We start from the raw sequence: 21,306 nt of genomic DNA, 5'->3' as shown, positions 1-21,306 counted from the left end.
GGTCAGTGATGGGTCTGGCGCCAGCGCTGGATGGCGTCCGGGAGCTGTTCGCCCGGCACCGGCGCCGAGATCAGGTAGCCCTGGGCGAAATCACAGCCCAGCTGGGCCAGCAGCTGCCATTCCTCGATGGTCTCGACGCCTTCGGCCACCACGCTCAGGTCGAGCTTGCGGGCCAGGTCGAGGCTGGTTTCGATCATGGCGCGCTTGCGCGGCTGGGTCGGCGCGCCGCTGACGAAACCACGGTCGATCTTGAGTTCGGTGAACGGGATCTGCGAGAGCTGCGACAGCGAGGAATAGCCGGTGCCGAAATCATCCACGCTCAGGCCGAACCCCTTCAGCCGCAGGCGCGCCAGCATGCCGAGGCCGCGGGCGGTGTCGCTCATCACCGAGCTTTCGGTGATCTCCAGCACCACCTGGTCGGGGCTGAGGCCGTGCTCGCGCAGCACCGCTTCATAGCGGTCGGCCACTTCCGGGCCGGTGAGGTTCTGGGCCGAGACGTTGACCGAAATCTTGAGGTCCAGCCCGCGCGCCTGCCAGCGCTTCCACCAGGCGCAGGACTGCACCAGCATCAGGCTGGTCAGCTCGTCGATCAGGCCACCCGCCTCCATCACCGGCACGAACACCGCCGGCGGCACCATGCGGCCATCGGCCAGGCGCCAGCGCGCCAGCGCTTCCACGCCGATGATCTTGCCGTTGCCGAACTCGGCCTGCGGCTGGAACCAGGGCACGATCTCGCCGCGCGCCAGGGCCTCGCGGGCCTGGTCCAGCGTCACTTCGATGTCGAGCGCGACCTGGCCGCCGATCACCTCGGCCTCGTAAAGCGAGAGCACGGTGGTGAGCTTGCCCGGCGTCAGCGGCTTCTCGATGCAGCCCAGCACGCGCAGGCCCGAGGCCTTGGCCATCACCTGCACGGTGTGCAGCAGGGCCGGCTCCATCGCGCTGACCACGGCGATCGAATGGGCCAGGCGCTCCTGGGCGACGATGCCGATGAACTCGACGCCGTCCATGCCGGGCATGTCCAGGTCCACCAGCACCACGTCGGGCGGGTCGGGCAGGGCGCGCAGCAGGTCCAGGGCCTGGAAGCCGTCGGCGGCCTCGTGCAGGCGGGTCAGCCCCAGGTCGGCGAGCAGGCGCAGGCCCAGGCGGCGTTGGAAGCCGTGGTCCTCCACCAGCAGGATGGTCAAACCCGCCAAACCCATGCCTTTCCCCCGAAAGCCTGAACGACGCCGCGATTCCCCGACTCTACCTGTCGCCAATGCAACCCGGTAGTACGTGTTTTCTCGCCCCGGCGGCCCCTTCGGGCGCGGTCCCGGCCCGAAAACGTGCTGCACCGCACATTGCGCCCCCCCTGACCGTACGCTAGCGTCCGGCGGGCGGTGGAAGGGGGAAGGGCGAGCCCGTGTCCAGAGGTCGTCCCCATCGCGTCAGGTTTCGTCGAACAAGTCGGGCGCCGTCCGGCGTCCGTGGCGTACACCACTCGAAGGGGAGACATTGATGAACATGCAAACCCGCGGCACCGCGATGCGGTGCCTGTCGGCGGCCGTGCTTTTGGCCATCGGCGGCCCGGCCCTCGCCAACACGCTGAACCAGAACGTGTCCTGGACCATCGACCGGTCCGGCACCACCGCCAAGTACCGCATCGTCGCCTACGGCGACTCGATCTACGCCGGCTACAACGGCTCGGTCAGCAACGCCGCCAAGTACGCCGCCCCGACCGTGGACGCCGAGTACCTGGCCGCCCGCTGGAACGCGGACATCGAGAGCGTGCGCCGCACCAAGTCGGGCGCCATCGCCAGCGACGTGTACAACAACAAGATCGTCGCCGAGCGCTCGTACATGCAGTCCACCAACACCCGCGTGGTGACTTTCGAGATGTGCGGCAACGACGGCCTGCAGGCGCGCACCAGCTTCAAGGGCCAGACCGGCACCTGCAACTACGCCGTGCTCGACACAGCGGTGGCCAACTGCCGCCTGTACGTGGGCCGGGCGATGGACTTCATCAACGCCAACGCCAGCCCGAACACCCGCCTCAAGGTGATCTCCAACCTGTACTACCCCGGCTACGCGGCCGACAACGTGCAGAGCAGCTGCCGCGACGCCACCACGGGCGCGACGGTGAGCATGCAGGACCGCTTCCTGCCGGCGATCGCGAAGATGAACTGGTCGATGTGCGACCAGGCGCGCCAGAAGGGCTTCCAGTGCGCCGACAGCTTCGCGCAGTACATGGGCGCGGACTACGACAGCAACGGCGACGGCCAGGTCGACTCCGACGCGCTGCGCTACGTGCCGGGCGAGAGCGAGGCCAGCTACGTCAACCGCATCGCGGTGACGCTGCGCGGCACGGTGCGCGATGCCAACACGCACTTCGTGGCGTCCTCGAGCAGCTTCGACTACATCCAGTCCGACAACGTGCACCCGACCTACACCGGCGGCACGGTCAGCGCCGGCCTGTGGGGCGGCACCACCGGCACCGGTGCGGCGCGCTACACCAGCTTCACCAATGGCCGCAGCCCGATCTGGAACCAGCTGGGCCATGAGCGCATGGGCTGGGCCATCTCGGTCTACAACCCGGCCGCGCCGTGACGCAACCGCGCCAGCCGCCCGCCCCGCCGTCCGGACCGGAGGGCGACGGCGTGCGGGTGAGCCCGAAGGCAGGGGCCGCGCTGCGGTTCCTGCTGCCGGGTCTGGCGGTGGCGGTGCTGGTGCTGGCGGTGTTCGTGGGCGGGTGGCTGCTGCTGGCCCCCGCGGCGCCGTCCGCGCCGGTTACCGTGGTTTCTGCTGAGGTTCCTTCCCCGGCCGGCCGGGCGCCAGTCGCGGCATCGCGCCCTGCGGCGGCCGCACCGATTGAAGCGGCCGGGCTGCCTTCCGATGATCCCAATGACCTTGCCGCTTATTTCAGGCCCGGCGACCCCGAGCCCACCGGCGCCGAAGTGATCGGCGCCCTGCACGACCTTGGCATCCGCACGGGCATCGGCGCCTTCGATCCGCCGGGCACCAGCCCGCCGCTGGAGGGCCTGGCCGTGCCCGCGGATTACGAGTTGCCCGAAGGTTATGCGCGCCACCATCAGTTCACCGATGAAGGCGTGGCGATCGAGCCGATCCTGATGTTCGCGCCCGATTTCGTCCTGTACGACGCCGAGGGCCAGCCGATCGCGATGCCCGCCGACCGCGTGGTCCCGCCCGAGCTGGCGCCGCCCGACCTGCCGATCCGGCGGGTGCGCATTCCGCCGGCTGGCTGAGGCCGTGAGGGGAGCGCGCTGATTTGAATTTCCTGTCGTGGGTTTCGCCGCGCTGGCGCGGTTTGGCCGGGGTGCTGCTCAGCGCCCTGCTGCTTGGCGTTTATGCGCGCGGCGGCCTGGCCTGGTTGCTCGGGTTCGTAGCGTTGGTGCCTTGGCTGCTGGCGATGGACGGCGTGGGCCGCACGCGCGACGCGCGGGATGGCGAGCGCATGGGAGCGGATGACGTCCGCGGCGCGCAGGGCGGCGTCGGTACGATGGGCGGTGCGCTGGCAAGCGGGCTGCTGATGAGCGTCGCCTTCGTCGCCGCCGTGTTCCTTTGGTTCGGCGCGGCGATCGGTGCTTACACCGGCATCGGCGCGGGCCTGGGCGCCGCGGTGTTGCTGGTGCTGGCGCCCGTGATGCAGCCGCAGATCGTTGCCTTCGCGCTGGTTCGGCATCTCGCCGGGCGTCGCCACGGGCCCGTGCTGCGCGCGCTGGCCGGTGCGGCCGCGTGGGTGGGCGTGGAGTGGGCGCTGCCCAAACTGCTGGGCGACACGCTGGGCCACGGGCTGCATCCCTCGGCCGTGATGCGGCAGGCGGCGGACCTGGGCGGCGCCGCACTGCTGACGGTGTTGCTGCTGCTGGTGAACGAGGCGATCGCGCTGGCGATCACGCGTCGGCGCGAGGGCCTGCGCGCGTTCGGCAAGCCGATCGCGGCGGGCCTGGCCGTGCTGGTGGCCATGGCCGGCTACGGCCAGTGGCGCCTAGGCACGCTGGCGGCGCCGGGCCCCGGGGTGCCGCGCGTGAAAGTGGCGATGGTGCAGGCAAGCATCACGAACTACGAGCAGCTGCGCCAGGAGATCGGCGCCTACGGCGTGGTGCGAAAGGTGCTCGACACCCACTACGAATTGTCCTGGTCCGCGCTGCGCGACCACGGCGCCGACGTATTGCTGTGGTCGGAGACGGTTTACCCGACGACCTTCGCGCACCCGCGCAGCGAGGACGGCGCGGCGCTGGACCGCGAGATCCAGGGTTTCGTGGACACTGCCGGCGTGCCGCTGGTGTTCGGCACCTACGACCTCGACGAGGCGGGCGAGTACAACGCCGCCGCCTTCCTCGAGCCCGGCCGCGGGCTGCTGGGCTTCTACCGCAAGGCCACGCCCTTCCCGCTCACCGAACACGTGCCGGCCTGGCTCGACCACGCCTGGCTGCGCCGCCTGCTGCCCTGGACCGGCGGTTGGCGGCCGGGCGACGGCGTGCGCGTGATGCCGCTGCGCACCGCCGACGGCCGCGAAGTGAACGTGCTGCCGCTGATCTGCCTCGACGACACCCGCGGCCAGCTGGCCATCGACGGCGCGCGGCTGGGCGCGCAGGCCATCGTCGGCATGTCGAATGACTCGTGGTTCACCGGCTACCCGGCGGGCGCGCGGCTGCATCTTTCCGTGGCCGCGTTCCGCAGCATCGAGACCCGGCTGCCGCAGGTGCGCGTGACGACCAATGGCCTCAGCGCCGTGATCGACGACACGGGCGAGGTGCTGGTGAACACGGCGATGGGTGACCAGGCGGTGCTGACGGCCGAACTGGCGGCGCGCGACCCGGTGCCCACGCTGTTGGTGCGCTGGGGCGATTGGGTGGGCGGCGCGGCGCTGGCGCTGCTTGGCGTGCTGGGGCTGCTGGCCGCGATGGCGCGCCTGGCGGCGCGCGCCGGCGGGGCGGTACCGGCGCTGCCGGCGCGCGTGGTGCTGCTGTCGCAGGTCATGCGGTGGGTGGTGGCTGCGCTTCGCATTGCGGCCGTGCTGGGCCTGGCCTGGCTGGTACTCGACATGTGGCTTCGCATGGGATTCCAGGTGCAGTCGATCAAGCAGCTGCAGCTGTTTGGTGTCGCCGTGGCGCTGCCGCTGCTGGCGGCGTGGGCGCTGCGGCGCGGGTTCACCGCCGAGGCGCGCATCGAGGGCAGCGATCTGGTGCTGGACCAGCGCCACCAGCGCACCGCCGTGCCGCTGGCTTCGATCACCGCGCTGCGCACCTGGCGACTGCCCTGGCCCGGCAGCGGCGCCGACCTGGTGCTGGCGTCGGGCCGACGGTTCTCGAAAGGACTGGCGGTGCGCGACCCCGCGGCGCTGGCGCGTGCGCTGGTGGCGGCCGGCGCGCCAATGGCGCCGGCCGAAGACTTCGCCACCCGCCTGGCCACGGTGCGCGCGGCGACGGGCGGCGGCTGGCTGGACCACGCCGCGGTCAAGTTCATCGCCTTCCCGCTGCTGCTGGCGCTGGTCGCGTTCCGGCTGCACCAGGTCATCACCTTCGGCGGGTTCTTCGGCGAGGCCTACACGTACGGCCTCGGCGCGTGGCTGCTGGGGCTGTTGGTGTGGTGGGCGTCGTGGGCGTTGGGCTTGATGCTGTTCGCGGCGGTGCTGCGGGTTGCCATCGAGCTCGGCACGGGGATCGGGCTGGCCGCGGGTGTGCCACGGGCTGCCGCGGTCAGGCGCGTGCTCGCATGGGCCGCGAACCTGGTTTATTTCATCGGCGTGCCGGCGTGGTTGGCGGTGCGTCTGTTGCCCTAGCGGCGGGCGCGCTTGTCGGCATACATCGCCGCGTCGGCGGCCTGCAGCAGCTGCGACAGTGAGACGCCGTCCCCCGGCGCGTGGGCGATGCCGAAGCTCGCGGCCACGCGGAAGCCAAGTGGCTGCACCGGTTCAGCGGCCAGCCGCTGCCGGATGGCCGAGACCAACGCGCGCGCCCGTGCGTCGTCCGCCTCGGGCAGGAAGATCGCGAATTCGTCGCCGCTCAGGCGCGCCATGAAGTCGTTTCCGCCCAGGCAGGCCTTGCTGCGTACCACCAGCTCGCGCAGCGCAAGGTCGCCGGCGGCGTGGCCGTGGGTGTCGTTGAGCGCCTTGAGGCCGTCGAGGTCGAGCATGAGGATCGCGGCCGGCTGGTTGCGTCGCAGCGCGCGGGCCAGCTCCATCGCCACGCGGTCTTCGAAATGCGCGCGGCTGAGCGCCCCGGTGAGGCCGTCGTGGCGTACCTGGTTGCGCAGGCGTTCATTGGCCGCATAAAGCGCCGGCGCCGCCAGGCTCAGGTAAGTGTTGGCGGCCAGGCTGATGGCTGCGAACTGCAGCACCAGCGCATCGTCGCCGACGTCGAAGCCGGCCGCCGCGCCCACGGTCAGCAGGCTGAAACCCAGCAGGCCCAACTGGGCGTTGGCCAGCGATTCGGTGTGCACGATCCACAGCTGCAGCACCACCGGCAGCACCAGCACGACCAGCAGGGCGCGACTGTTGGACAGCTCGAGGTAGGCAAGCAGGATGGCGAGCGTCACCGCGAACAGCAGCACCAGCTTGGAGGCGGACTCCCGGCCAACGCGCCACGCCCCCCACTCAAACGGCGGGAAGCGACGTAAGCCCGCGTCACCGCCCACCTTCCGCAGCAGCAGCGCGAGGAAGGGCGCCAGCGTCACCAGCGCGGCGTAATCGCCGATCCACCAGGCCGAGGCGATTTCGAACAGGTCCGGCCCGTCCAGCAGGTCGGTGCGGCTGAGGCCGACCGTGCCCAGCCCCGCGGCCAGCAGCGCCCCCAGCGCGCCCAGCAGCAGGAACTGCGACACCGGGCGCATCGTCAGCTCGGCCGGCGCCGAGGGCGCGAGCCGGCGCAGCACCATGGCCGGCAGCGCGTAGGCGCCGATGTGGATCACCGCGAACACCAGGCTCGACACGGCGAACACGCCCAAGCGCACTTCGCCTTCGGTGTTGCCGGACTCGGCGAGCCAGGTGCCCAGCACGCAGGCCACGAACACCGCCGGCACCGCCCGCCAGCCCACGCTGAACAGCCCGGCGAAGGTGACCGCCGCCGGCGGGAACCAGAGGCTGGCATGCGGCGCGTGCTCGAGCGCGGCGGCGAGCAGGAAGCTGCCGAGCCAGAGCGCGAGCAGGAGCGGGTGCAGCAGCCAGCGGCGCCAGGCGGCCGGGCCCGCTGGAACCTTCGATACGTCGGTCATCGTTTCCCTCTGGGCGCATCCTATCGCAGCCTGCAAGGATCCGCGGGGGCAGCCCGGAGGGAGCGGGCCCGCCAAAGCCAGGATCAGGGCCGAGTCACTAGGGTCCGCCCACCGAACGAAGCCGCAGCGCATTGGCCACCACCGAGGCCGAGCTCAGGCTCATGGCGAGCGCCGCGATCATCGGGCTGAGCAGGAGGCCGAACGCCGGGTAAAGCAGGCCGGCCGCGACGGGCACGCCGAGGGCGTTGTAGAGCAGGGCGAAACCGAGGTTCTGCTTCATGTTCGCGACCGTCGCCTGGGAGATGCGGCGGGCGCGGGCGATGCCGCGCAGGTCACCCTTCACCAGCGTGACCTGGCCGGTGGACATGGCCACGTCGGTGCCGGTGCCCATGGCAATTCCGACGTCGGCGCGGGCCAGCGCCGGGGCATCGTTGATGCCGTCGCCGGCCATGGCGACCCGCCGGCCCTGCGCCTGCAGCGCCGCGACCAGGTCCGCCTTGTCCTGTGGCCGCACCTCGCCGTGCACTTCGTCGATGCCGAGTGCTTTCGCCACCGAGCGGGCGGTAGTCTCGCCATCGCCGGTAGCCATGATCAGGCGAAGGCCAGCGTCGCGCAGTTCCGACAGGGCGGCCGGGGTGGAGACCTTCACCGGGTCGGCGACTGCGACCAGTCCGGCCGCACGACCGTCCACCGCCAGGAACATCACGCTGGCGCCTTCGGCGCGCAGCGCTTCGGCCTGGTGCCGCAGGCCGCCGACGTCCACGCCGTCCTCCGTCATCAACGCGTGGTTGCCCAGCGCCAGTGCCTTGTCCCCGACCCGGCCGCGCACACCGATGCCGCTGGCCGACTCGAACGACTCCGCTTTCGACAGGGCCAGGCCGCGCCCGAGCGCCTCCTTGACGATAGCCGCCGCCAGAGGGTGTTCGCTGCCCTGGTCCAGAGAGGCTGCCAGTCGAAGCACTTCCGTTGCGTCGCCGCCGCCCGGCGCCACGGCGGTGCGGTACGCCGGCCGACCCTCGGTCAGAGTGCCGGTCTTGTCGACGATGAGCGTGTCCACCTTGCGCAGGTTCTCGATCGCCTCGGCGTCGCGGAACAGGACGCCCGCACCGGCTGCGCGGCCGGTGGCGACCATGATGGACATCGGCGTGGCCAGGCCCAGCGCGCACGGGCAAGCGATGATGAGCACCGCCACGCTATTGAGCACGGCATAGACCCAAGCCGGCTCCGGCCCGAACAGGCCCCAGGCGAAGAAGGTCAGCACGGCGATCGCCAGCACCGCCAGCACGAACCAGTACGACACTACATCTGCCATGCGCTGCATCGGTGCGCGCGAGCGCTGCGCCTTGGCCACCAGCTGCACGATCTGGCTGAGCAGGGTGTCCGCGCCGACCTTGCCGGCCACCATCACCAGGCTGCCCGAGGTGTTGAGCGTCGCGCCTATCACCGGATCGCCCGGACCCTTGGCCACCGGCAGGGATTCGCCCGTGATCATCGATTCGTCCACGCTCGAGTGGCCCTCCTCGACCGTACCGTCGGTCGGGACGTTTTCGCCCGGACGCACGCGCAGGCGATCGCCGACGTGCACGTGCGAGACCTCGATGTCTTCCTCGCCGCCGTCGGCCCGGATGCGACGGGCGGTCTTCGGCGCCAGTCGCAGCAGTGCCTTGATGGCAGCCGACGTCTGCGAGCGGGCCCGCAGTTCCAGCATCTGCCCCAGCAGCGTCAGGGACACGATCACCGCCGCGGCCTCGAAGTACACGCCGACCCGGCCATGCTCGCGGAATGAATCCGGGAAGATCCCGGGCGCGAGGGTGGCGACCACGCTGTAGGCATACGCCGCGCCCACGCCCGTGCCGATCAGGGTCCACATGTTCAGCTGGCCGGTGCGCAGCGACACCGCCCATCGCGCGAAGAAGGGCGCCGCCGCCCAGACCACCACGGGCGTCGACAACAGCAGCTCGATCCAGGTGCGGGTGGCGGCATCGAGTGCGCCCCAGCGGTGCCCGACCATGGCCAGCGCCAGCACCACCAGGGTTGCCGGCAGGCTGATCCAGAATCGGCGGGTGAAATCGGCGAGTTCGGGCGAACCCTCGTCCTCGACGGCCGGCAGCATGGGCTCGAGCGCCATGCCGCACTTGGGGCAGCTGCCGGGGGCATCCCGGATGATCTCGGGATGCATGGGACAGGTGTAGCGCGCGCCTGCGGTGGCGACGGGCGTAACGGGCGGGCGATGGCTGGCGTGGTCCATGGTCCTGTCTCCTAGTGGTGGCCGTCCGGCGCTTTCGTACGCGACGACCAATGGATGTGCATGATTTTCCACCCCTCTTCACTTCGCCGGACCAGCATGGTCTCGGCGCTGAGTACCGTGACCGGCTTGCCGTCACGGCTCACGTGCAGTTCGCTCTCGCTGGCGACCCACGCAAGATCGCCATGGACGGCCGCCGTGCGCCGCAAGAGCTGGACATGCGCCTGCTTGAGGAAGGCGGCATCGCCTTTCGCATGGCCGCCAAGATACTCCTCGGCGGACCGCTCGGCCCCGCCGGCCTCTAGGATGAGCACCTTCGGGTCGAGCTCGGCGCCGGCGGCGACGAGGTTCCCCGAGGCGAGCGCAGCGGAGAAGCGGTTGACGGCCTCCACGGCGGCGCGGGCATCGGCCGGAACCTGGATGGCTGGCGTGGCACGCTCCGCGTCATGCGCGTTGCCCCCCGGGCCACCGGCTCGCACGGGTGTCGCGAAGGCGAGGAAACAGAGGGCGGAGATGACGAGCTTGTTCATGAGTCTGGCTCTCTCAGTGGTCGTGGGTCGAGTGGTCGTGCTCGTTCGCCGGGTCGGCGGGAGGCGGATCGCTGGCGCCCTCCGTTTGCGTGGCCTCACCAGTGCCATCCGCATGGTGATCCGGCGCATCGCTTTCCTGGTCATGGGAATGCTCGCCCGTCTCCTCGTGTCCGTGCGGCATCGCTTCGCCACCGCCATGGGAGTGGCCGCCGCTGGCGGCAACCAATGCGCGATAACGGTCGGCGTCCATGTTCGGCATGGCCTGCAGGAACGCCACCATGTTCCAGATGTACTCATCGGGCATGCTGCCTCCCCAGGCAGGCATGCCGGAGGCCTTCACGCCGTGCTTGATCACCCAGAACGAGCGCGCGGGGTCCGGCGCGCCCAGTTCGGCCAGGGCTGGTGCCGCCGGGTACAGGCCCCGGCTCAGCTCGGTGGGAGCCATGCCCGGGGCTAGGTGGCAGCCGGTGCACATGGCCGCGTAGTTGCCGGCGCCATTGAGCACCTGCGCCTCCGAGCCAAGAACCGGAACGTCCAGACCCTCGGCGCGTACCGCGATGGCGCGGTCCCGTGAGACTTCAATCAGCCCATGGACCCAGTCGGCGTGGGGCTTGTCGGCCCCCGGCTCCACCAGCCCGAAGTAAATCGTTCCGCTGATCGCAGCGGCCACCAGCGCCAGCATGATCAGTGTGCTTCTGAAAAATCCCATCCCCATCCCCATTCTCCTTGTCATTGCCTTCAGTTCCCCATGCTTGCGTGGCGCAAGCCAATCTGGCGCTGCTTCACCAGTGCATAGATTGCCGGGATCACGGCGAGCGTCAGCGCCGTCGACGACACCATGCCGCCGACCATCGGGGCCGCGATCCGGCGCATCACCTCCGAGCCGGTGCCGGTGCTCCACATGATCGGAAGCAGGCCGGCCATGATCGCGACCACCGTCATCATCTTCGGCCGAACACGTTCGACGGCGCCCTCGACGATGGCGTCTGCTAGGTCGCCCGCACCCAGTGATCCGCCCTGAGCGTGTTGCGCGGCGGCCCGGGACTCGAGCGCGTGATCGAGGTAGATCAACATCACCACGCCCGTTTCGGCCGCGACGCCGGCCAGCGCGATGAAGCCCACGGCCACGGCCACGCTCAGGTTGTAGTCCAGCGCCCACAGCAGCCAGATGCCACCAACCAGGGCGAAGGGTACCGACAGCATCACGATCAGCGACTCGGTGACGCGGCGGAAGTTGAGGTAGAGCAGCAGGAAGATGATCGCAAGCGTGACCGGCACGACGACCTTCATCTTCGCGATCGCGCGCTGCATGTATTCGTACTGGCCGCTCCAGGTCGCGTAGTAGCCCGGCGGGAAGCTGACGTCGCGGGCGACGACCTCCTGGGCTGCTTCGACGTAGGCGCCAAGGTCTGCGTTCCGAGTATCGACATAGATGTAGGCGGAGAGCAGCGCGTTCTCGGTGCGGATCGACGGCGTGCCTTGGCGGATGCGGATGTCTGCCAGCTCACCCAGCGGAACCTGCGCCCCGTCCGGAGTCGCCACCAGGACCTGTTGCGCGATGGCTTCGGGGCTGTCGCGCAGCCCCCGCGGGTAGCGGACGATGACCCCGAAGCGCTCGCGGCCCTCGACGGTGCGCGTGACCAGGTCGCCGCCCAATGCCGAGGCCACGACGTCCTGGAGGTCCCCCACGGGCAGGCCGTAGCGGGCCAGCTGCCCCCGGTCGGGCTCGATGTCCAAGTAGAACCCGCCGGTCAGGCGTTCGGCATACGCGCTGGTGGTGCCGGGCACCGTGCGCACGGCGGACTCGATCTGGCGCGCGAGGCGCTCCATCTCGACCAGATCCGTGCCGAACACCTTGATGCCGATCGGCGTGCGGATGCCCGTGGCCAGCATGTCGGTGCGGGCCTTGATGGGCATGGTCCAGGCATTGGCCACGCCCGGGAACTGCAGCGCCTGGTCCATTTCGGCGATCAGCTTGTCCGTGGTCATGCCCTCGCGCCACTGGTTCTCGGGCTTGAGGTTGATGATGGTCTCGAACATCTCCAGCGGGGCGGGGTCCGTTGCGGTCAGTGCACGACCCGCCTTGCCGAAGACCGACTCGACCTCCGGGAAGCTCCGGATGATCCGGTCCTGTTGCTGCAGGAGTTCGGCCGCCCTGGTCACGGACATTCCCGGAAGCGAGCTCGGCATGTACAGCAGCGTGCCCTCGTTGAGCGTGGGCATGAACTCGCTGCCGAGGCGGGAGGCGGGCCAGGCTGACACCGCGAGCACGACCATGGCCGCGCCGACCGTGGCCGCCTTGTGCCGCAGCACGAAGCCGATCACGGGCCGGTAGGCGGCAATCATGAAGCGGTTCACCGGGTTCCGGTCCTCGGGCAGGATCCGGCCGCGCACGAACAGCAGCATGAGCACCGGCACCAGCGTCACCGACAGCAGCGCGCCGGCCGCCATGGCGAAGGTCTTGGTGAAGGCCAGGGGATGGAAAAGGCGCCCTTCCTGGGCCTCGAGGGCGAACACAGGCAGGAAGGATACGGTGATGATCATCAGGCTGAAGAAGAGCGCCGGGCCGACCTCCCTGCATGCATTGATGATCAGCTGCAGGCGCGGCGTGCGACCGCCATCGCGCTCGATGTGCTTATGGGCGTTCTCAATCATCACGATGGCGGCATCCACCATCGCGCCGATGGCAATGGCGATGCCGCCCAAGCTCATGATGTTGGAGTTCATGCCCAGCAGGCGCATGGCCAGGAAGGCGATCAGCACGCCGACGGGGAGCATGATGATCGCCACCATCGCGCTACGGACGTGGAAGAGGAAGACCACGCAGACCAAGGCGACGATCAGGGCTTCCTCGACCAGGGTCCAGCGCAGCGTGGCGATGGCGCGGTGGATGAGGTCGGAGCGGTCGTAGACGGCGCGCAGGGAGACGCCCTCGGGAAGCCCGGGGGTGATGTCGGCGATGCGCTGCTTCAGGCCGTCGATCACGGCCAATGCGTTCTCGCCGTACCTCGCCACGGCGATGCCCGCGACCACCTCACCTTCGCCGTCGAGCTCGGCGAGGCCACGGCGTTCGTCCGGAACCAGTTCGACCCGGGCGAGGTCGCCCACGCGCACCGGCGTGCCGCCGTCCACCTTGACCACCAGACCCTCGATGTCCTCGATGCCGCGCAGGTAGCCGCGCCCGCGGATCATGTACTCGGTTTCCGCCATCTCCAGCACGCGCCCACCGACATCGCGATTGCTGGCAGCGATCACCTCGGAGATGCGCGAGAGGGGTACGCCGTACTGCCGCAGCCGACCCGGATCCACCGTGACCGAATACTGGCGGACGAAGCCGCCGACGCTGGCGACTTCGGCCACGCCGGGCGCCTTGGTCAGCTGGTACCGGACATACCAGTCCTGGATGGCGCGCAGTTCGTCCAGCGATTGCTGGCTGCCCTCGAGCACGTACTGGTAGACCCATCCTACGCCCGTGGCATCCGGGCCCAGCGTGGGAGACACACCTTCCGGGAGCTGCTTGGACGCGGTGCTCAGGTACTCGAGCACCCGCGAGCGCGCCCAGTAGATGTCGGTGCCGTCCTCGAAGATCACGTAGACGAAGGAGGCGCCGAAGAACGAGAAGCCACGGACGACCCTGGACTTCGGGACGGCCAGCATGGCCGTGGTCAGCGGGTAGGTGACCTGGTCTTCGACGACCTGCGGTGCCTGGCCGGGCACTTCGGTGAACACGATGACCTGCACGTCGGAGAGGTCGGGAAGCGCGTCGAGCGGCGTCCTGGCCAGCGCGTACAGTCCGGCCGCCGTGATCGCGAGGGTGGCCACCAGCACAAGGAAGACATTGCGAAGCGACCATTCGATCAGCCGGGCGAGCATGTCAGTGCCCTCCCGTGTGGCCGGCATGGGGATCGTCCGCCGGCGCCTCGTGCCCGGCAGGCGGTTCGTCCGACGGCTCACCGTGGCCCGCGTGCGAATCGTCTGCCGGCGCGTCCGGCGGGGCGGCCGTCTCTCGCGCGCTGCCAGCCTCCAGACTGCCCAGCGCAGCGCGCAGGTTGCTTTCGGCATCGAGCAGGAAGTTCGCCGAGACCACGACGGTCTCGCCGGCCTCGACGCCGGAGAGCACGGCGACCCGGTCACCGGAACGCGCACCCAATTGCACCTCCCGCGGCGTGAACTGGCCGGGCGCGGTCTGCACCAGCACGACCTGGCGGGTCCCCGAATCAATCACCGCGGAGCGGTCGACGGTCACGACCGGCGCCGATGCCTGACCGGTCAGTTCGACGTCTCCGAACAGCCCGGGGCGCAGGACGCCATCGGGGTTCTCCACTTCGATCCGCACGCCCAGGGTCCGGCTGGCGCGGTCGAGCGTGGGCTGGATGAAGGCGACGTCGCCTTTAAACCGCCGGCCGGGAAGACTGAGGGTTTCGAAGCTCGCGTGGTCGCCGAGGGTGAGGTTGGCCAGTCCGGACGCAGGAACCTGCGCGACGACCCACACGCGCGACAGGTCGGCCAGGCGCAGGATGGTCTGGCCCGGTTCGAAGCGTTCCCCTTGCACGACCAGCTTTTCGACCACGACCGCATCGGTGGGCGATGAGAGGACGAGCCCGGATTCGCTGCCCGCCCGGGCCACGCCGGCACCGGAGACTTCCCAGTTGCGCAGGCGCGTGCGCGCCGCATCGCGAAGCTGGCGCATGGTCGCCGCGCTTTCCGGATCACTTGCGGCCAATCGCTTTGCTGCGTCGTCAGCCACCCGGAATTCCTGCCGGGCCGCGACGAGCTCCGGGCTGTAGACCGTTGCCAGCGCGTCGCCACGGCGGATCGCCATGCCCGTCTGGTTGGCGTGCAGGGTCTCGATCCAGCCCTCGAATCGCGGCGCAACCGCGAACTGCCGGGTCTCGTCCACCTCCACCGTGGCGCTCGCCCGCACCCGGGGCGCCAGCGCTTCGCGCACCGCCACTTCCGTGCGCACGCCCAACTGCTGGACCTTGCCGGGTGCGAGCACCACGGTGCCCGGCTCGGGCGGCGGGGCCTCGTCCGCAAAAACCGGCAGGTAGTCCATGCCCATCGAATCCTTCTTCGGCACCGGCGAGGTGTCGGGCAGGCCCATGGGATTGCGGTAGTACAGGATCTTGCGCTCGACGAGCTCCGACGCCTCAGTTTCCGTTGGCGACGCCGCCGGGGCCGATGCCCGTCCGCTCCACCACCCCACGGCCAGGGCCGCACCCAGCGCGAGCGCCAACGCGCTCCACTTCAGACCATTCATCGCACACCTCCGGTGATGGCGCCCACGGCAGCGGCGGCGACCAGTTCGTCGCGACGCGCACCCACCTGCGCCAGGGCCGCGCCCTGCCAGGCATCCAGCGCTTCGAGCAGGGTTCCAAAGTCCACTTCGCCTACGCGGTAGCTGGCCAGGGCCGATTCGAAATTGGCCTGCGCCTGCGGCACAAGGGTCTGTTCGATCAGACGACGCTGGTCGCGGGCAGCGCGTGCCTGCGACCAGACTTGACCGAGCTGGCCAGCGAGACCGGCAGCCAGGGCGTCCGAGCGGGCGCGGGCCGCGTCACCCTTCAGGCGGGCCTCGCGTTCCCGCTCGCGGCGGGCGCGCTGCTGAAGGGGAATCTCGACGGCCAGCATCACTTCGTAGCCTTCCACGCGGTCGTCCCGCTGAATGACGCCGAAGCCGAGGCTGAGGTCGGGGTAGCGGGCGCGGCGCTGCAGCTCGAAGGCCGCCTCGGCCGCCTCGGTCCGGGCGGCGCTGGCCTGCAGGGCGGGGTGTCCGGCATCGGCCAGCATCGCCAACACCTGGTCGAGACGTTCGGCTGGGAGCGGCAATTCGGGCTCTGAGGCGGGTTCGGCCAGCGGGGCATCCACGGGGCGGGCCAGCACCGCATTGAGCATTGCCGCAGCCTCGGCGCGCGCAGCCAGTCGGGCGATACGCTCGCGCTGCAGCCCGGTGCGGGCCACCTGCGCCCGGATCGAATCCTGCTGCGCGGCGATGCCCAGCGAATAGCGGGTCCGTGCCACTTCCTCCAGCTGGCCCAGCAGCCCGATCTGTCGGTCGAGCACCGCGACGGCTTCACGTGCGTGCCAGAACCGCACGTACGCTTCCTCGGCGCGAGCCAGCAAGTCGAGGGCCACCGCCTCGCGGTCCAGGCCCGCGGCGCTCGCCTCGTGTCGGGCGACCTCGCGGGCCAGGCCGCGCTTGCCCCACATCGGGAAGGACTGCCGGACCCGCCAGGTCGTGGCGTCCACGTTGCCGGGCATGAGGCTGGGGCGGTCGGGGTCGATGCCCATCAGTTCGACCTCGGCCATCGGATCAGGCAGCGCGCCGGCGGGCAGCACCCGGGCCTGCGCGGCCTCGGCTTCCGCCTGCAGGGCGCGCAGCTCGGGATTGCGCTCGATAAGCCAGGCCCGCACCGAGTCGAGGTCGGCGCCGGGAATCAGCGTGGGTGACGCCGCCGCGGGCGCGACAAGCCACAGCGAGGCCAGCAGCAGCACCAGCCATGGCGCGGCGCCGTTCGCGGCGATGTCGCGCCGCGCAGGAAAAACGTTCGGGTATCCCATGGTGTTCGCCTTGCACGTTCCGCGCGTCCGGGGAGCGCGGGTGTGGATCGGGCGACGCAGGCCAACGCGGGCCGCGCCGAATGGACCGGACGCGGCGCACCTGGCGCCGCGACGGGTCATCGGCAGGAGATCAAATCAGCAGGAGGCTGGCGGGATGGGCCGTGGGCCGATGCCAGGAGCACAAGGGACCTGGCGAAGCCGCTCCCGCCGGCGACAGCGGCACATGCGCCAAAACCCGCACGAGCGGCGATGTTGGCAGGGGGCCGAGCGCCGGAACGGAGAGCGCACGCGAAGCGTCGGACGCCAGGTCGCTCCGGCTGCAATGGGACTCGCAGCCGGCCGAAAGGTCGACGGTGGCGGTCGGTGCCGGGGAAGGATGGCAGGGCTCCGGCTCGGGGGGCGGGCCGTCAGCCAGCGCCATACCGGCATGGGTGCCGGCCATGACCATGCTCGCCAGAGTGCAGGCCGGGTGACTGGCCATGGCGAACTGCGTCCACAGCAGCGCCACCATCGCGAGGAGCGACAGCCGGGCACGCAAGCGGTGGTGGCGCAGGCGCTTCATCGTGGGAGCACCTTACTCCATCCGGGAGTACCGGTTGGTGACCTCGGTCAAGTTCGGTCGAGGCAACTTGCAGACCCCGGATCCGGCGGGACAGTTTCGCGCCCCCGTCCTTCAGACGGGGTCAAGTGCAACCCTCGATATGGCAGTGCGGGCAAGTCGCTCGTAGCCTTCTTGGCCCTCGGGCTGGGCAGCGGGGAACGTCCGCTCCTGGCCGAAACCGGACACACAGAGCGATACGAGCAGAACCTAATGGGGAAGTATTCGGTCATGCTCATCAGCGGATCGAATAGGGCCAGGTCGGTAAAGATGCCGGCTGGGCAGGCTCGTCATGCAGTTCACAAGCCCATCTCGCCATCCCGTCATAATTTTTCCAGACCCCAAGGTTCTGGACCCATGACCGACTTCCCCGCCAGCCGCGCCGCCGGCCTCGATGCGATGGCTGCCTTCGTGCCTGCCATGGGTCGGCGTTATGCCAATGGCCGCAACATCGACCATGGCCCCGGTGCGCACAAGGCGGTGTCGCAGCTATCGCCCTATATCCGCCGGCGCCTGCTGACCGAGCAGGAAGTGGTGGCGGCCGCGCTCGCGGCCCATGGTCTGGAAGCGGCGGAAAGGTTCGTCGAGGAAGTGTTCTGGCGGACTTACTTCAAGGGCTGGCTGGAGCGACGGCCGCAGGTCTGGGCCAGCTACACGCAGGGCCTGCAGGCCGATCTTGCCGCCGTCGAGGAGGACCGCAAGCGGCGTCGCCGCATGGACCAGGCGATGGCGGGGCAGACGGGGCTGGCGTACTTCGATGCCTGGGCCAACGAACTCGTCGAGACCGGGTACCTGCACAACCACGCGCGGATGTGGTTTGCCTCGATCTGGATCTTCACGCTTCGGCTGCCCTGGCGTTTGGGCGCGGACTTCTTCTACCGGCACCTGCTGGATGGCGATGCGGCGTCCAACACGCTGGGATGGCGCTGGGTGGCGGGTCTGCACACACTGGGCAAGCCGTACCCGGCGCGCGCCGACAACATCAAGACCTGCACCAACGGCCGCTTCGCGCCGCGCTCGGGCGAATTGGCGGAGGTGACGCAGGGCCTGGAGGCAACCGAGCCCGGAGGTCTGCCGCCGGTGCTGGCGCTGCGTGACGTCAACCCGCCGAAACCCGGTGTCCCCACCGCGCTGCTGATCACCGACGAGGATTGCCGGCTGGAGGACTTCGCGCTGTCGACGCTGGATATTCGCGCCGCGGCCACGCTTGCCGCCAGCCATTTGCGGTCACCACTGGAGGTTTCGGACGCCGTGGTCCAGTTCGAAGCCGGGGCCCTGGCCGACGTCGCGGCGCGGACAGGCCTGCCCGCCGTGGCGTTGCGGGCAGGCCATCCCTCCGAGCTGGCGCGATGGGCTCAGTCAGTGGGTGCCACGCAGATCGTGACGCCTTACGCCACGCGCGGCCCTACGCACGACTGGCTGTGCGAAGCGACGCCCGCGCTGGCCGCCAGCGGCATCACCCTGGCGGAGTGGCGGCGCGAGTGGGATGCGGAAGTGTGGCCGTTGGCGACGGCCGGGTTCTTCAAGGTCAGGCAGCAGATTCCCCGCCTGTTGGCCGACCTTGGCCTGGCCTGAGCCACGCTCAGGACGCGCGACCAACGAGCCAAACGACAATGGCGTCCAGCGCGGCCTGGTCCAGGGCGTGGCCTCGCTCATAGCGCAATGCGGTGATGAAGTCCCCCGCGACGTTTGCCACCACCTCGTCCGCATCCCGCGAGTATTTGTCCTGCGTCCCCGACACCACCAGCGTCGGCCGCGGCCCGATGGCGGCGAGCAAATCGTGGGTATCGAGCAGGCGCGCCAGCCCCGGCACCGCCTCGAACAGCGTGAATCCGGTGCCAGCGCGCCGCCGCGTTTCGATGCTGCACACGGCGCCGCTGATGCAGGCGAACTGGCAGCGCGTGTCCAAGGCCGCGTGGTACAGCGCGGTGTAGCCGCCGTACGAATGACCGGCGACGCCCACGCGCCGCGGATCCATCCCCGGTAGCTGCAGCAGCACGCTCACCGCCCGCTGCGCGTCGTCGAGGCATTTGCGCATCAGCGTGTCGCCGTCGATCAGGCGGTAGTTCAAGGCGTTGTAATGCTGCAGCCAGTCGTAGGTGTCGGGCTCGACGCCCGTGACGCCGGCGCGGCGGTCTTCGAAGGAAATGGCGTCCGGGGCCAGCACCGCCAGGCCGCGGCGCGCGAGCGCGGGCCCGAAGGCCTGGAACGGGCTGCCCACGAGGCCGGCCACTTCGCTCTTGCCGAAGTGGAACTCGCCGTTGTGCTGGTGGAAGACCGCGACCCCGCCCTGCGGTTCGCGGCCGGTCGGCATGAAGAGGAAGGCGGGGATCACGTCGCCTTCGTGGCCGCTGTATTCGATGCGCTCGCGGGTATAGCCGTCGGCCGCCACCACCTCGCCGCGCTGGACGGGCACCGGCACGGGCCAGGCCAGGCCGAGGCGGGCGCGCAGCGTCGTGGCGAGGTCGGTCATGGGCGGGCATGGTAGCCGGTCTTCGCGCGGGGCAGCGGGGCGTGCGGGTGCGGGCCACGACCCGCGCGATGTCCGCCGTAATGTCCCTTGATTGTTCATTTCAAACAGGGGTTTAGGACGGTTCTCCGGGAGGAGGATGTCCCGGCCAATGTCCTGCGGGAGGACGGGTATCCCGGCAAGCCGCGCAGCCTCCCCAGGCCGGGTCCACGTCTGTTTCGCGGATTCGTGGGAAAGCCTGCGCGGCGCCCGGGCGGGGCGTGAACGCCAGGGGCTTCACGCCCGGCCCACCCGGCCCGGCCGTCCGACCCGGGTATAATTCCGAGTCTTTGCTCCAGCCCCGGAAACCGCCCATGTCCGTCCCCACCCTCCCGACCGAACGTCCGCTCGACCGCGAGTACACGCTCGAGCACAAATACACCCGCGAAGAGGGCCGGATCTATCTGTCCGGCGTGCAGGCGCTGGTGCGCCTGCCGCTGATGCAGCAGATGCGCGACCGCGCCGCCGGCATCAACACCGCGGGCTTCATTTCCGGCTACCGCGGTTCGCCGCTGGGCGGCTTCGACCTGGAGCTGTGGAAGGCGCGCAAGCACCTCAAGGCCAGCGGCATCGAGTTCACGCCCGGCCTGAACGAAGACCTCGGCGCGACGATGGTCTGGGGCTCGCAGCAGACCAACCTGTTCCAGGGCGCGAAGTACGACGGCGTGTTCTCGATGTGGTACGGCAAGGGCCCGGGCGTGGACCGCTGCGGCGACGTGTTCAAGCACAGCAACGCAGCCGGCACCTCGAAGCTGGGCGGCGTGCTGGCGCTGGCCGCCGACGACCACGCCTGCCGCTCGTCTACGCTGCCCCACGGATCGGAAGGCGAGTTCGAGAGCGCGATGATGCCGGTGCTCAACCCGGCCGGCGTGCAGGACATCCTGGACATGGGCCTGCTGGGCTGGGCGATGAGCCGCTACACCGGCCGCTGGATCGGCTTCAAGACGATCGCGGAAACGGTGGAGTCGTCGGCGTCGGTGAACGTGAACCCGCACCAGCTCGACATCATCCTGCCGGGCGACTTCGAGCTGCCGCCGGGCGGGCTCAACATCCGCTGGCCGGACCCGCCGCTGGACCAGGAAATGCGCCTGCACCAGTACGCGGTGAAGGCCGCGCAGGCCTTCGCCCGCGCCAACCACATCGACAAGGTGGTGGTGGACTCGCCGAAGGCGCGCCTGGGCATCGTCACCACCGGCAAGAGCTACCTGGACGTGCTGCAGGCGCTGGAATACCTCGGCCTGTCGCCCAAGGCCTGCGAGGACATCGGCATCCGCGTCTACAAGGTCGGCATGACCTGGCCGCTGGAGCCGATCGGCATCGAGACCTTGTAGACGCGGATGCCGATGTCGGCCGCGACCCGCTCGTCGATGCCCAGGTCGCGCAGCGCCTGCAGCACGTCGAGGTAGCTCTTGCCGGAGGCGACGATGCCGAAGCGCGCGCGCGGCGATCACACGCGCGATCATGGCGGGCGTGAGCTCGCCGGCGGCCGGCAGCAGCCAGCCGCTGCGGTGCACTTCCCACTCGCCCTGCTCGTCGTACTTGCCCACGACGCGCGGGCGCGTGGCGTCCGGCCAGTTGTAGAGCTGCTCCTTCATCTGGTACTCGATGAGCTGGCGCTTCTCCTCGACCACCAGCACTTCCTCGAGCCCCTGCG

The 21,306-nt window shown here is 69.9% G+C and carries 14 protein-coding genes and 2 pseudogenes; 5 read left to right on the top strand and 11 right to left on the bottom strand.

Annotation, left to right across the window (positions count from 1 at the left end; translation table 11 throughout):
• Positions 1–2: 2 nt before the first annotated feature.
• Positions 3–1,184 carry an EAL domain-containing response regulator gene (locus VFV21_RS12905; protein ID WP_329669827.1) on the bottom strand — a complete coding sequence of 394 codons (1,182 nt, stop codon included), beginning with the start codon at positions 1,182–1,184 and terminating at the stop codon, positions 3–5.
• A 310-nt stretch (positions 1,185–1,494) separates the two neighbouring features.
• On the opposite strand from VFV21_RS12905, the gene VFV21_RS12900 reads away from it, so the two are divergent.
• The 3 genes from VFV21_RS12900 to lnt are packed head-to-tail and all read left to right on the top strand — an operon-like array spanning position 1,495 to position 5,779.
• On the top strand, positions 1,495–2,583 hold the full coding sequence (locus VFV21_RS12900; RefSeq protein WP_329669826.1) for an SGNH/GDSL hydrolase family protein: 1,089 nt from the start codon (positions 1,495–1,497) through the stop codon (positions 2,581–2,583).
• A complete protein-coding gene (locus VFV21_RS12895) occupies positions 2,580–3,239 on the top strand; it encodes a hypothetical protein (protein WP_329669825.1) in 660 nt (219 codons plus the stop codon). Before VFV21_RS12900 ends, VFV21_RS12895 begins: the two co-directional genes overlap by 4 nt.
• Positions 3,240–3,262: 23 nt before the next feature.
• Positions 3,263–5,779: an apolipoprotein N-acyltransferase gene (lnt, locus tag VFV21_RS12890; RefSeq protein WP_329669824.1), complete on the top strand. Its 2,517-nt coding sequence runs from the start codon at positions 3,263–3,265 to the stop codon at positions 5,777–5,779.
• Here the strand turns inward: lnt and VFV21_RS12885 are convergent.
• The 8 genes from VFV21_RS12885 to VFV21_RS12850 all read right to left on the bottom strand — a co-directional run bounded on the left by VFV21_RS12885 (position 5,776) and on the right by VFV21_RS12850 (position 17,107).
• On the bottom strand, positions 5,776–7,209 hold the full coding sequence (locus tag VFV21_RS12885; protein WP_329669823.1) for a sensor domain-containing diguanylate cyclase: 1,434 nt from the start codon (positions 7,207–7,209) through the stop codon (positions 5,776–5,778). The two genes, lnt and VFV21_RS12885, sit on opposite strands and share 4 nt — an antisense overlap.
• Positions 7,210–7,306: 97 nt before the next feature.
• Positions 7,307–9,457: a copper-transporting P-type ATPase gene (locus VFV21_RS12880; RefSeq protein ID WP_414638586.1), complete on the bottom strand. Its 2,151-nt coding sequence runs from the start codon at positions 9,455–9,457 to the stop codon at positions 7,307–7,309.
• A gap of 11 nt (positions 9,458–9,468) precedes the next feature.
• Positions 9,469–9,984, bottom strand: coding sequence for a nuclear transport factor 2 family protein (locus VFV21_RS12875; RefSeq protein WP_329669822.1), 516 nt, complete (start codon positions 9,982–9,984; stop codon positions 9,469–9,471).
• A 13-nt stretch (positions 9,985–9,997) separates the two neighbouring features.
• Complete coding sequence (locus VFV21_RS12870; protein ID WP_329669821.1) at positions 9,998–10,666, bottom strand: cytochrome c; 669 nt, start codon at positions 10,664–10,666, stop codon at positions 9,998–10,000.
• A gap of 56 nt (positions 10,667–10,722) precedes the next feature.
• On the bottom strand, positions 10,723–13,857 hold the full coding sequence (locus tag VFV21_RS12865; RefSeq protein WP_329669820.1) for an efflux RND transporter permease subunit: 3,135 nt from the start codon (positions 13,855–13,857) through the stop codon (positions 10,723–10,725).
• 1 nt (position 13,858) lies between these two features.
• Positions 13,859–15,244 (bottom strand): efflux RND transporter periplasmic adaptor subunit, encoded by a 1,386-nt coding sequence (locus tag VFV21_RS12860; RefSeq protein WP_329669819.1) that lies wholly within the window; start codon positions 15,242–15,244, stop codon positions 13,859–13,861.
• On the bottom strand, positions 15,241–16,545 hold the full coding sequence (locus VFV21_RS12855) for a TolC family protein (protein ID WP_329669818.1): 1,305 nt from the start codon (positions 16,543–16,545) through the stop codon (positions 15,241–15,243). Before VFV21_RS12855 ends, VFV21_RS12860 begins: the two co-directional genes overlap by 4 nt.
• Positions 16,546–16,675: 130 nt before the next feature.
• Positions 16,676–17,107 (bottom strand): hypothetical protein, encoded by a 432-nt coding sequence (locus VFV21_RS12850; protein ID WP_329669817.1) that lies wholly within the window; start codon positions 17,105–17,107, stop codon positions 16,676–16,678.
• Between the two features lie 393 nt (positions 17,108–17,500).
• Between VFV21_RS12850 and VFV21_RS12845 the strand changes: the two genes are divergently transcribed.
• On the top strand, positions 17,501–18,718 hold the full coding sequence (locus tag VFV21_RS12845; protein ID WP_329669816.1) for an FAD-binding domain-containing protein: 1,218 nt from the start codon (positions 17,501–17,503) through the stop codon (positions 18,716–18,718).
• A gap of 7 nt (positions 18,719–18,725) precedes the next feature.
• On the opposite strand, the gene VFV21_RS12840 is transcribed toward VFV21_RS12845, so the two are convergent.
• The gene (locus VFV21_RS12840; protein ID WP_329669815.1) at positions 18,726–19,616 is read right to left on the bottom strand and encodes a dienelactone hydrolase family protein; all 891 of its coding nucleotides are present in this window, start codon (positions 19,614–19,616) and stop codon (positions 18,726–18,728) included.
• A gap of 350 nt (positions 19,617–19,966) precedes the next feature.
• Here VFV21_RS12840 and VFV21_RS12835 point away from each other — a divergent pair.
• Positions 19,967–20,971, top strand: a pseudogene (locus tag VFV21_RS12835) (indolepyruvate ferredoxin oxidoreductase family protein); the annotation flags it as partial.
• A gap of 108 nt (positions 20,972–21,079) precedes the next feature.
• Here the strand turns inward: VFV21_RS12835 and VFV21_RS12830 are convergent.
• Positions 21,080–21,306: pseudogene (locus VFV21_RS12830) on the bottom strand (hypothetical protein); the annotation flags it as partial.

It is taken from the genome of Arenimonas sp. (genome assembly GCF_036275555.1).
Classification (GTDB): domain Bacteria; phylum Pseudomonadota; class Gammaproteobacteria; order Xanthomonadales; family Xanthomonadaceae; genus Arenimonas.
The sequence above is the reverse complement of the archived record's forward strand: the minus strand, read 5'-3'. Positions and strand labels throughout refer to the sequence as shown.